Genomic DNA, 11556 nt, shown 5'->3' with positions numbered 1-11556 from the left:
ACATACAACAAGCTAAGCAAACGATTAATCCGCGCACCAAGGCTTTACAAGGCGTGGTGTGGTATCTTCTGGATACCCATCCCAAACTCAAGATCAATGAGATGAAATGGGGAGCCCCTATGTTTCTTGGAGACAAGTAATGATTCTGACGCGATCCCCATTACGAATATCATTAGGCGGAGAGGGAACGGATCTTCCTTCGTACTACCGGAAACACGAGGGATTTCTTCTGGCTGGAGCCATTGATAAATATGTATATGTCTCTGTTATACGTCCTTTTGTAGAGGGAATCTATCTTAAATATACTCAGATAGAACAACTTCAAAAAGTAGAGGATATTCAACATCCTATTATACGTGAAGCCTTATTGATGCAAGAATTAAAAATTCCTCAAATCGAGATTACAACCGTGGCAGACATTCCTGCAGGCACAGGACTGGGTTCCTCTGGAGCTTTCACTACAGGACTTTTGCGAGCGCTTTTTGCGCACCGAAGAAAACATGTACTTGCGCAGGAATTAGCCGAGATGGCTTGTCACATTGAACTTGATCGTCTCGGCGAGCCTAGAGGAAAACAAGATCAATATATAGCGGCTTACGGCGGTCTCACCGTGTTTACATTCCATCGAGATGGCACGGTGACAGTGGAGCCTTTAAAAATCTCGATTGAAACGATTTTTGATCTCGAGGATAGGTTGTTTTTGTTTTTTACGGGGTTTACTCATAGCAGCAGGAAAATTTTGAAGGACCAAAATGAACGTTCACAACATAATGACACTGAGATGTTGGATAACCTGCACTATGTCAAAAACTTGGGTTATCGCAGCAAAGAGGCTCTCGAACAGGGAAATTTGCAAGGGTTTGGGAAATTGATGCATGAGCATTGGCAACATAAAAAGACAGGATCACAAGAAATGAGCAACCCACAAATCGACGCGTGGTACGAGCTTGCGATGAGCAATGGTGCTATAGGTGGGAAACTCGTGGGAGCAGGCGGCGGCGGTTTTCTTATGTTTCTAGCGGAGGATAGTTCACGTTTGCGGCACGCGATGAAGAGCGCCGGTTTGGAAGAAGTTCGTTTTCGTTTTGATTTCGAAGGAACGAAAGTGGTTTTTTCATGACTTTACCTATCGCTTAAAAGTAATTTAGGCTTGACATACTCCCACGACTAAAGTCATGGAATTCTAAGTTCGACAAAGACAGCTGATTGAAACCGGTCTTACGTCTTCTCTTTTAAGATAAGAGTGGATGTCCCCTACTCTGAGAATATTTACAACCATATTAATATACCGGTCGTGTTCCACCCCGCATCTCGCGTTGATAAGCCATAAAAAAAATTTAACATAAAAGTAGACATATGGCAAGAAATCAAATACAAAACAAACGCCACCGTTGGCGGCGTTGCGATTCTCATCCAATCTCATCTAACGACTTCAGCCGTTGGCTTTCTCATCACTTTATCGTAACAGATTCATTCTCAGTTTTAGTTTTAGTCTTAATCTTAGTCTTAGTTTCAATGCCAAACCTTCGCGGAACGTATATCAAATCGAAACGGTGTATTCGCCCTTTTCCTATATTTCCCGTTTAGCGCTACAATAAATGAGTACCAGCGAACGAGGAAGGGAGTTTCAGGAAGGGAGTTTCATTTATGGCTTTTACCATCAAATTTAAAGACGGAAAATATATGACCAGCGAGTCGCCGATCTCTGGTCGCAGTGCTATGGCGGAGTTGAGCATAACCGTCGACAGCGGCATCGTCGCCTGGCGCGTAAACAACTACATGCGCCCTCTGGAATGGGTGGTCGAGGAGGATTCCACGGCGGAGTTCATCGCCACCACCTCCAGCGAAGGGTTGCAGGTCTACCGCCGATCCCTCGATTTCCTCTTCATTATCGCCTGCCAAAAGGCGCTGAACCGTAAGGCCACCGTGCGACACTCCATCGACGAGGGGCACTATTGGGAGTTTGAGGAAGGCCCGGCGACCCAGTCCGACGCGTACAAACTCCACGCCGCCATGAGCGAGATGGTGAGGCAGGACATTCCGATCATCCGAAGAGTCCTTCCCATCGACAAAGCCAAGCGCATTTTCGAGAAACAGGGAGAGCTGGAGATAGCGGAACTCTTCGCGAAAGCAAACTTGGACCCCGTGGAAGTTTATCGCTGCGGTGTTCAGTATGGGTATTTCTGCGGTACAATGGCGCCGTCTACCGGGGTGCTCAAGACCTTTGACGTCGTGCCATTCTCGCGTGGGATGGTTTTGCAGTTTCCCACTCTGTCTTCGCCTGACAGCATTCTACCCTTTCGAGGAGACAAATCCCTGAGCGACGTGTTTTTCGATTACGCTCACTGGCTGAAGGTTCTGGATCTGAACTACCTCAGCAGCCTACATCGTCACGTCACGAACGGAAGATCCCAGGAACTCATTCTTATTTCCGAGGCATTTCACTCTCAGCGCATCTCCCGCATCGCCGAGGAGATCGCTTCGAGGCCCGAAGTGAAAGTTGTGACCCTTGCCGGCCCATCGGCATCAGGTAAGACCACCTTCTCGGAAAGGCTCAAGATTCAACTGATCGTTTGCGGGAAAAAGCCCGTAACCTTGCCTATGGATAATTATTTTCGAGATTTGCGGGACGCTCCCAGAGACGAAAAGGGTGATTTTGATCATGAGATCCTGGAGGCTCTGGACCTGGATCTTCTGAAGAACGACTTGACGGCCATCCTTCAGGGCGAAGAGATCGTCACGCCCCGCTACGATTTTCTCAAGGGACGGAAAGAGCCCGGAAAAGTCATCAAACTGGGGTCCGAGGACATTCTCATCATGGAGGGGATCCACGGCCTCAACGAACGCATTCTAGCCATGCTTCCGGAGAACAACCGCTTCACCGTCTTCGTCTCGCCCTTGACGGGCATCTGTATCGACCCCCACAACCGGACCAGTACGAGCGACAACCGTTTGTTGCGTCGTATCGTCCGCGATTACCGCACCCGGGGAAAGTCCGCGGAGGTCACGTTAAAGATGTACCCCAAAGTGATGTGGGGAGCTATACGTTACATTTTTCCCTTTCAAAACCGAGCCAACGTCGTTTTTAACTCCTCGCTGCCCTACGAACTGGGCGTGCTCAAGGGTTATGTGGAACCTATCCTCCACACAGTTCACGAGGCTTCACCGGTTTTCGGAGAGGCTCAACGCTTGCTCACCATTCTGAAGTTCGTTCCGTCGATCCAGTCCGAGGGGATCCCGAATAACTCGGTCATTCGCGAGTTTATAGGAGGAAGCTGCCTGGACGTGTAGGAACGCCGTCCACTCTATCCTATATCCGATTCTAATATCTACACTATATGATGGCCCTCATATATCCCTCTACCTCTCAACCTATCAGCGAGCCGGTAAATAGTCGCAGGGATTTACGGGCTTGCCGTTTTCGCGGACCTCGAAGTGAAGGTGATTGGTGGTTGTGCGTCCAGTATCCCCCACGGTTCCGATTACGTCTCCCTGTTTGACTGATTGCCCTTTCTTGACAGAGACGCTCTGACAATGGGCGTACATTGTGACGAGCCCGTTACCGTGGCCGAGCAAAACGATATTGCCGTATCCGCGGTATCGCTTGTCTTTTGTGTTGCTGATGTCCAGAACAACTCCCCCCTGAGCGGCGTGAATGGAAGTACCCTTGGGCATGGGGATATCGATTCCCATATGAAAGTTGCGTTTTCCGCGCGTCCCGAAGCCAGAGGTGATCTTGCCCTCCAGAGGCCATTGCATTTTATCTGAGGGCGTGAAAACCGCGCTTTCTGTTTTTGTGGGAGGTGTGGGAGGTTGAGGGCGCGGTTTGACCGGCGGCGGCAGAAAAAGAGGCGGCAGCGCGTTTTTTTCGTTCTCCAGGGGTTCTTGGGGAGCAATAGTGTCCTTGGGTTGAGAGTCACGCATGAACAAAGGCACTCCATGCAGCTTGATCATGATCAGAGGCTCAGGCTCATCAGGTTTATCTTTGGGAAGCATGGACCTTTCGTCAGCTTGCAAGGATTTTTCACTATTGGCGACGTCGGGTAGGGCGGCCGCGTGAGACGGGCATGGGTAAATCCAGAACGCAAAAATCAACGCCGCAATGTGAATTTTTCGACGCATTTGTTTTACCATTTGTCTTATTCCGGTCCTTGAGGTTCGCGCCAAAGAGGTTCGTGCCAAAAAGGATAATAGATACGCAGATGCGTCATGGCGCGCAGGGCATCGTCCACCTTGCCGGAAACCGAGGGGAGCGAGCCCCATGGACCTCCGTTCAAACGAGCTAAAACGAGGGGTTTTCGACCGTAAGTGCTCCAAATATCCGGCAGTTTGTCATTCAGTTGGGTTCCGGGTAAAAGAGCGCCTTTGAACAGGGGCGGCGTTCCCTCTAGCGGTTTTTTGCCTGGCAAAGGCACCAGAATCATCCACTGCGTCAGCTTCCAGGCGTTAGCCATTTCCGAGGAAGTGAGAGCATGGACCAAGGGCATGATCTGGATGCCCCCCACCTGTCCCCGCAAGGAGGTCGAAATGTCGATCACGCCCGTATGGTTTGCTCGAATCCTCCCCAAGCCCTGAAACTCCGTTCCCCCGAAACGTCCGACGCCGCCCACGGGGCGCACCACCCGAGCCACAACCTCAGGTCCTTTTCCCGTCCAGGCAATGACCCGGCCTCCAGGACGGTTTTCCACGTCTACCATCCAAGCGCCGGTCTCCTCAGCCAAGGACGACTCAATCACAAGGGACTCGTCTTCGTCCAGGGGGAAAATTTTTTCCACGTTTTCGCCGATTTTACCGAACAAGGATCGTCTCGCGCCGTCGGGGCTTTCGACAAAGACGGCGGACCCCGTTAGGGGCGCGAATCCGCCGAACATCCCTGTGCCGGCTGGCGAGTCGATGGAGAAGTAAGCGCCATTAGGAGCGGCGGGAGCCACAGTAACCGCGGGGATAACGCTGAAAATGCGTCCCCTGTTCTTCTCCACGTCTAAAAGAATGTGAACAGCGTTCACCGCCGTTGCGCACACGGTTTGAGGTACACCCCATTTGCTGGCAGTATAGGCCGGCCAATTTGTTTTGACGGGTAGGGCCCGCACCGTGCCCAGATTGGTTACAGTTCCGTCCGGTAGGGTTGCCGTGGCCATCGCGCCTTTTTTGAAGGGAATGCGCAAAAGGAAAGTCTCTCCCCAAGCGATCGTCGCCTCCTGCGAGAACATCCAAAAAAACGCCAAAATCAGAAAACTTTTTTTTATTTTACTCATAATTCACCTATTCACCAGATCTCGAACGATTACAAAACTTCAACTTCGGCGCCCGTGTTTAACGGGGCGCCCACCAGACGGCCCAGATGTTACAGACCGCGTGATAAATGATGGCAGGCAAGATGGAACCATTGCGATGTCGTAAGGCTCCCATAACCAGTCCCGGAAAAAACGTCGCGATCCTCAACCAACTGGGGGCCACAAATAAATGGGAGAGCGCGAAAAGAAGCGACACCAAGGGTATGGCGACCCAAGGACCCCATCTGCGGGTAAACAAGGTTTGAAGCCAGCCTCTGTAAAACGTCTCCTCGATGAAAGCCGCCGCCAGGCCCCCACCCAACATATCTAGAGTTAGCCAAAGGTCGGGATGAAAAGGGCCACCCCTACCCCAATCTGAAGGCCAGTAAAAAGATATAAAAGTCAAGGGAAGAAGCGTCAGAAGAGTTGCGAAGATCGTGTCGCGCCATGCTTTTTGCCCCATAACCCAACGAAGCCCATAGGCTTCCTCGGATTCGCCGCGCCGTTTGCACCAGGTATAGGGAAAATAGAGCATAAAAACGGCCACGGCAAAACCTACCGCTACACCAAGAAGATCGACAACGATGGATTTCATGAAGATGCGATGAAAAGAACCTCATTCAAGAGGCTCTGGACGGCGCTGATCATGCTCCGCAAAAAAAGGACGATGTCGAGACGATTCGAAGAGAGCCAGCGGGAACTTTTCCACAGCAGATAAACAACGGGAACCGCCACGATAATCGCGCCCGTTTTGTAGAGTATCTTTGCGGGGATGGTTCCGTAACTCTCAAATACCACCTCGACTAGCCATCCCGCCACCATCAACGCGAACCCCAGAATCCAGACGGATAACCCCATAAAGATGCCGGTGTTGATGTAATGCACGTTTCATTGCCTCCTCCGCCCAGAGCGCGCGCCCACAAATAATGTCGATTTATTTGCCTTCTTGGAAGCGTCGCCGTAGCGTATAATTTTCTTAATTTTATTATACACAAGGAAGCGAAAGGGGTGAACTTCATGACGATGCAGGTAACGATGGAAGTAGCCATGAAGATGGGTACCTTCCGAGTTCTGGAGAAGCCTTCTTTTTGCGCCAAATCTCGTCAAGTTCCTGGGAAGACCGTGATCGAGTCATTGCTAATGGCGGCGGAGACGCCCTTTCAGGTTATTCTCCATCAGCGCCGTGTGGCGGAGGTGGTTTTGAAAATAGGGGAACTTTGCACGTGGCACATTCCCGTCGATTTGGAACTTCTGGTTGCCGCAGCGCAACTGCACGACATATTGAGGACACAACCCGACCACGCCAGAAAGGGCGCCGCTTTTTTGACGCGAAACGGTTTTCCCGATGTAGCGAAGGTCGTGGAAGGACACATGGATCTTCCCTCCCAGGCGTCAATGGAGACGAAGATCCTCTATCTGGCGGATAAATACGTCAACGGCATGGAGATCGTTTCCCTACGGGAAAGGGAAGAATTGGTCCGTCAAAGTTTCCCATCCGGAGGAAAAGCCCTAGAAAACGCCCTACGCAGGATAAAGATGGCTTTTGAAATCGAGAGACTGGTAGAAAAAATCACCGGAGAGTATTGTGGACCTGCTTTTAAGATAGGATGAATATGAGGTGGAAGGAGATCGATATTATGGTATCGATAAGGAGAAATATCGTTTTTTTTGTTGTTGTCATGGCAGTGTGTTTTCTTTTTCGGCGGGAGGGTTTCTTCCTGGAAGTCGCTTTTGCCGCCGTGGACGAGTCCGTTTGGACGTGGGATGTGTTGGTGGTGCCTCCTGACGAAGGTTGGGAAAACGAAAAGGGGAAAGCCATTCAGCGGACTCTCGCCTGGCATCAAACCCAGGTTTCGGAGAGCGGCAACGGGATACATGGTCATGACCTCAACTTCGTTTTGCTGCCACCCGCTACCGAGGACGCGATAGCGGACTTCGCCTTGCCCATAACGTCCCATACCGTGGCGGTTTTGAGCTTCGCCTCCTACCCTGTGGACAGGGAGTTAATCAGGCAGGCGGCGAGGAGCGGAATGCCCCTGCTATTGGCCGGAGGTGAGAACGTTTCTTTTTATGAGGCAGGGCGTCTGCATCCCTTCGTTTTCGCTCTGGACCTGTTTCGAGACTACCGATGTCGCGCTTTCGCGGATTACGCCTCGAAAAGGCTGGAGAAAAATTCCCGTCTAGGCATTATGGGGGCCCGTTTTACTCTCAACGAAGAGCGAGAGGCCAAGATCTGTTTTGATTTCTTGCTGAAGGCGGGCTTCATGCCCATGCCCTATTGGTTGGACGCCTCCGTGACGGACACCTTCAGTCTGGTGGAGCAGGAAATCAAGAACGCCAGCGATGGCGTATTAATAAGCTACCTGGGGGGCATGGCAAGTAAAGAAATTTGGCGCGGCGTCATGGGGCTCATGTCGCCCTATCGCCTCTGGTACGGCGGCGCACCGGACGCGTCCTTTCGATCATTTAAGGGGATGATTTTCGCCGATCAGAACATGTACCTCGAAGAACTGGGCGGTTTCGAGCAATTGAAGCGAGACCTCTGGATGTCGCAAACCATGGCCGTTTCGGATAAAGCCGCGGCGGGCCGGGCCAACGCGCTGGTGATCTGGTTAATTCAGGCATTGGAGGCCATACCGAGGCAAAACATCGAGAACGTGGAAAGACCCAGCCAGAGGGAGCTGCTCTCCGAGCTGGAAAACGTCAAGGGCATTCCCTTCGGCGCTCAGGTTTTGGAGATCGACGGGAAAACGCATCGACCCAGCCAGCGGAAGGTCTACATTTTGGAGGTGCGCGACAGAAACTTTACTGTATTGGACACTCTCGACGTGGAGGGGCTTCCCTATTACGACTATTGACACCTGTCTCTTGGATTACGCCGCTCGGCGTTAATCGCATTAGGAGCGGCGCTCTTCTGTCTCGGTCAGCGTGCGTCGGAGAAAGTCCAGAACTACGAAGCCCAGGTCGTCGTGAAAAACCGTCCGATCAAATCCCGGCGGATCCTGGGAGGGCGGGAAGGACTCTTTGACCAAGTGTTTCGGAAACGGATCTAAGAAGGAGTAGTGCCCGGCGTTTTCGATGATGCCGTACTGAATTTTCGACCTATCGGGTACACCTTCCAGCACCCATTTGGCGTGCCGGTCATAAGATGTGTGTTTGTCTTTTTCGCCGACCAGAAGCAAAATCGGGACATTGACCCTGTCCAAGGCCCCCTTGCTCCAGAAGCAAGTTGTCGCGGGCGCCAACAGGACCAAGCTTTTGACTCGGCGGTCAGGTTCCGTGTCGATCTGAAAGGCATCTCTGCCCAATGTATCTCCAGACGGACAGGCGGGTATACCGCCAGCCATGATCAGCGCCGTGCATCCCCCCATGGAATGGCCGATAAGGGCGAAGGAATCGGGCTTCAGGAAGGGGGAGAGAGCTTGATTCTTGAAGAACCAATCCGCGGCTGCGCGAATGTGCTTTGGCCTGTTGATTAAGTTTGCCAACGTCCCTGCCTGAGAATTGTCGCTTCGGTTATTGAAAGGGTGTTCGGGCACTCCCACGAGGAAGCCGCCGCCGGCCAAGCGACTGGCCAAAGTCTGATAAAGCGCGGGGGACCCTCCGCTGCCGTGGGAAATCAGCACCAGACGCATCGGGTTTGTTGAAGAACATTTATTTTCTTCGTTATCGTCGCGCGGCGACACGGGATACAGGATGGTCATGGGAAAAGTCACGCCGCCGTGCGCCTCTATGAACTCGATCGAGCGGTGGACACCAAAAGCGTTTTTCATCAACCTTACTCCTAACTTACTCCTAACAATGTCGAAATCTTTGCGTGAGGCCATAAAACATATAAGCGACGACTTTTATGAGCTTCGCGCCGAAACGGAGGAATCCGTTTCCGTTATTTTTACGCTGGGGTAATCTTTCTTGCCCACAATATTTTACACATTCACTCAATGGGGTACAGAGGAATTTTGACGGCGCGCCACGAGCCCGCCTCAATTCCAGGTTAAAAATCCCCAAAGAGCGGCGATTGTAGGGAATCCTCTATTCTTGGTATGATACAAATAGCTAAAAACAAGTAACGTGCTATGGCTCTTTAAGTTTTCGGGAGCTTGTTTCGTTAGAGCGTGGTCGTATAACTTATGATAAAGCGATGAGAAAGCCAACGGCTTCAGCCGTTGGATGAGATTGGATGAGAATCGCAACGCCACCGTTGGCGGCGTTTGTTTTGTATTTGGTTTCTTGCCATATGTCTACTTTCATGTTAAACTCCTTTTATGGCTTATCAACGCGAGATGCGGGGCGGAACACGACCGGGGTATCAATCGAGATATCAATCGAGATATCAAGGCGGCTGTAAATATTCTCAGAGTGGGGGCATCCACTCTTAAAGGAAAACTCTTAAAGGAGAAGACGTAAGACCGGTTTCAGTCGGCTGTCTTTGTCGATCTTAGAATCCCACAACTTTAGTTGTGGGAGTATGCCAAATTGATTAAGGAGGGATTTGCTTTGGCTAAGAAAAAAGGACGTCTCGAATTTTTGGATATGAAGAAAAACGGGGAGAAAGTCGCCTGGATCACGGCATATGATTATCCCACGGCCATGTTCGCGGAAGCTAGCGGAATGGACATGATTCTGGTGGGCGATTCTCTTGGGATGGTTGTTTTGGGATATGCCGGCACAATCCCCGTCACGATGGAAGACTGCATTTCCCATTGTAAAGCCGTGCGGCGGGGCGCGCCCAATACGTTCGTGATGGGCGATATGCCTTTTGGGGCCTACCAGGTTTCCGATACTCAAGCGGTCGAGAACGCCGTCCGCTTTTTCAAAGAAGCCGAAATGGACGCGGTAAAACTCGAAGGTGGAGTAAGAGTCAAGAGCCGCATCAAGGCCATTGCTGACAGCGGTGTTCTCGTTTGCGGACACATTGGACTGACGCCCCAAAGTTCTGGTCCGATGGGTGGATTCAAAGCTCAGGGCGTGACACCAGAGTCCGCCCGCTATGTCATCGAAGACGCTATCGCCGTGGAAGAGGCGGGAGCTTATGCCCTTCTAGTGGAAGGTATTCCTCCTGAGCTGACGGAATTCATCACGAAGCGCCTCACCATTCCCGTGTACTCCATCGGCGGTGGTCTTCCCTGCGACGGGCAATTGATCATTTGCGGGGATATGCTGGGGCAGTTTCAGGCATTTACGCCGAAGTTTGTGAAAAAGTACGCGAATGTGGCGGAGGTCGTGACGAATGCCTTTAAAGAATACGTGGACGATGTGCGCAATAAACGTTTCCCTGGCGAAGAACACGTCTACCATATTCGGAAAGGATGCGAGGCGGAGTACTCCGCGATGTTAAAGGAATACGAGAAAAAGAGTTAAAAAAGGCTTGACATACTCCTACGACTAAAGTTGTGGAAGTCTAATATCGACAAAGACAGCCGACTGAAACCGATCTTATGTCTTCTCCTGTCTTCTCCTTTAAGAGTGGATGCCCTCACTCTGAGAATATTTACAGCCGCATTAATATCCCCGTCGTGTTCCTCCCCGCATCTCGCGTTGATGAGCCATAAAAGGAGTGGAACATAAAAAAAGTAGACATATGGCAAGAAATCAAATACAAAACAAACGCCACCGTTGGCGGTGTTGCGATTCTCATCCAACGGCTTCAGCCGTTGGATGAGAATCGCTTTATCGTAAAACGTTTTTATTTTTGTGATCGCCTCGGGGGAAGGAGAAAGTTCCCCGAGGCGATTTGATTGTCGCGCAAACCTCGGTCCCACAAACTGCGGATTTGGGATTTAAATCTCCTTGAAAAAGTTGATAGCAGAGAGGACTACAGATCGCGCTGTTCCGTCATACCTAACCATCTTACGACGACCGGAGCTTCCTTTTCCACATCACCACAAGGCAACAAAAAAGACCCCAGATTGCTCTGAGGCCCCCATCTATTTGGCAATGGGACACAAGGCACGCGCCACCACGCCCCGTCTCCCTATGCGTCAGGATTGGGCTAGCTTGGTTTATTCCGTGTCAACCCGACAGAATCTTTAACACCAGGGCATGAAGGACATCCCAACCAAACTTTCCGCACTGCGCAATAAGAAATTTGAGCTTCTCAGGACCGGATTTCGATTTTTCAATGCTCAATTTCGTCTCGACATATTCAACACCGAAACGTGTAGGCAAAACGGAATCCAAAATTACAGCCTTCGGCAGCATTAGAGTTCCGGACGGGAAAGTTTGAAGCCCATCAACGAAGCCTTCGCTTTGCAATTTCAGCAACGCCATATTGAAGGCTCTC

11 protein-coding genes are annotated in these 11556 nt (G+C 51.1%); 5 read left to right on the top strand and 6 right to left on the bottom strand.

Annotation, left to right across the window (positions count from 1 at the left end):
- Positions 1-139: 139 nt before the first annotated feature.
- Together LBJ36_09085 and LBJ36_09080 are read left to right on the top strand one after the other, a co-directional pair.
- Entirely contained in the window at positions 140-1120 is a 981-nt protein-coding gene (locus LBJ36_09085; protein MDR1379185.1) for a GHMP kinase, read from the top strand.
- A 527-nt stretch (positions 1121-1647) separates the two neighbouring features.
- A complete protein-coding gene (locus tag LBJ36_09080; GenBank protein MDR1379184.1) occupies positions 1648-3291 on the top strand; it encodes a nucleoside kinase in 1644 nt (547 codons plus the stop codon).
- Positions 3292-3375: 84 nt separating this feature from the next.
- Here LBJ36_09080 and LBJ36_09075 read toward each other — a convergent pair whose 3' ends face one another.
- The 4 genes from LBJ36_09075 to LBJ36_09060 all read right to left on the bottom strand — a co-directional run bounded on the left by LBJ36_09075 (position 3376) and on the right by LBJ36_09060 (position 6158).
- On the bottom strand, positions 3376-4122 hold the full coding sequence (locus LBJ36_09075; GenBank protein MDR1379183.1) for a M23 family metallopeptidase: 747 nt from the start codon (positions 4120-4122) through the stop codon (positions 3376-3378).
- Between the two features lie 17 nt (positions 4123-4139).
- A complete protein-coding gene (locus LBJ36_09070; GenBank protein MDR1379182.1) occupies positions 4140-5210 on the bottom strand; it encodes a hypothetical protein in 1071 nt (356 codons plus the stop codon).
- Between the two features lie 103 nt (positions 5211-5313).
- Complete coding sequence (locus tag LBJ36_09065) at positions 5314-5868, bottom strand: CPBP family intramembrane metalloprotease (protein MDR1379181.1); 555 nt, start codon at positions 5866-5868, stop codon at positions 5314-5316.
- A complete protein-coding gene (locus LBJ36_09060) occupies positions 5865-6158 on the bottom strand; it encodes a hypothetical protein (protein ID MDR1379180.1) in 294 nt (97 codons plus the stop codon). Before LBJ36_09060 ends, LBJ36_09065 begins: the two co-directional genes overlap by 4 nt.
- Before the next feature lie 132 nt (positions 6159-6290).
- Between LBJ36_09060 and LBJ36_09055 the strand changes: the two genes are divergently transcribed.
- Together LBJ36_09055 and LBJ36_09050 are read left to right on the top strand one after the other, a co-directional pair.
- A complete protein-coding gene (locus LBJ36_09055) occupies positions 6291-6884 on the top strand; it encodes an HD domain-containing protein (protein ID MDR1379179.1) in 594 nt (197 codons plus the stop codon).
- Between the two features lie 68 nt (positions 6885-6952).
- The gene (locus LBJ36_09050; protein ID MDR1379178.1) at positions 6953-8131 is read left to right on the top strand and encodes a hypothetical protein; all 1179 of its coding nucleotides are present in this window, start codon (positions 6953-6955) and stop codon (positions 8129-8131) included.
- A gap of 39 nt (positions 8132-8170) precedes the next feature.
- On the opposite strand, the gene LBJ36_09045 is transcribed toward LBJ36_09050, so the two are convergent.
- On the bottom strand, positions 8171-9046 hold the full coding sequence (locus LBJ36_09045; GenBank protein ID MDR1379177.1) for a hypothetical protein: 876 nt from the start codon (positions 9044-9046) through the stop codon (positions 8171-8173).
- A gap of 724 nt (positions 9047-9770) precedes the next feature.
- Between LBJ36_09045 and panB the strand changes: the two genes are divergently transcribed.
- Positions 9771-10634 (top strand): 3-methyl-2-oxobutanoate hydroxymethyltransferase, encoded by an 864-nt coding sequence (gene panB / locus LBJ36_09040; GenBank protein MDR1379176.1) that lies wholly within the window; start codon positions 9771-9773, stop codon positions 10632-10634.
- A 651-nt stretch (positions 10635-11285) separates the two neighbouring features.
- Here panB and LBJ36_09035 read toward each other — a convergent pair.
- Positions 11286-11556: hypothetical protein (locus LBJ36_09035; GenBank protein MDR1379175.1), on the bottom strand; the 271-nt coding region annotated here is incomplete at its 5' end.

It is taken from the genome of Synergistaceae bacterium (assembly GCA_031267575.1).
Taxonomy (GTDB): domain Bacteria; phylum Synergistota; class Synergistia; order Synergistales; family Aminobacteriaceae; genus JAIRYN01.
Note: the sequence above shows the minus strand (reverse complement) of the source record. Positions and strands in the feature narration are given on the sequence as shown.

What these genes read in the sequence shown, in the direction of transcription:
- LBJ36_09085 (MDR1379185.1), top strand. Translation starts at nt 140, where the DNA reads ATGATTCTGACGCGATCCCCATTACGAATATCATTAGGCGGAGAGGGA.
- LBJ36_09080 (MDR1379184.1), top strand. Translation starts at nt 1,648, where the DNA reads ATGGCTTTTACCATCAAATTTAAAGACGGAAAATATATGACCAGCGAG.
- LBJ36_09075 (MDR1379183.1), bottom strand. Translation starts at nt 4,122, where the DNA reads ATGCGTCGAAAAATTCACATTGCGGCGTTGATTTTTGCGTTCTGGATT.
- LBJ36_09070 (MDR1379182.1), bottom strand. Translation starts at nt 5,210, where the DNA reads ATGTTCTCGCAGGAGGCGACGATCGCTTGGGGAGAGACTTTCCTTTTG.
- LBJ36_09065 (MDR1379181.1), bottom strand. Translation starts at nt 5,868, where the DNA reads ATGAAATCCATCGTTGTCGATCTTCTTGGTGTAGCGGTAGGTTTTGCC.
- LBJ36_09055 (MDR1379179.1), top strand. Translation starts at nt 6,291, where the DNA reads ATGACGATGCAGGTAACGATGGAAGTAGCCATGAAGATGGGTACCTTC.
- LBJ36_09050 (MDR1379178.1), top strand. Translation starts at nt 6,953, where the DNA reads ATGGCAGTGTGTTTTCTTTTTCGGCGGGAGGGTTTCTTCCTGGAAGTC.
- LBJ36_09045 (MDR1379177.1), bottom strand. Translation starts at nt 9,046, where the DNA reads ATGAAAAACGCTTTTGGTGTCCACCGCTCGATCGAGTTCATAGAGGCG.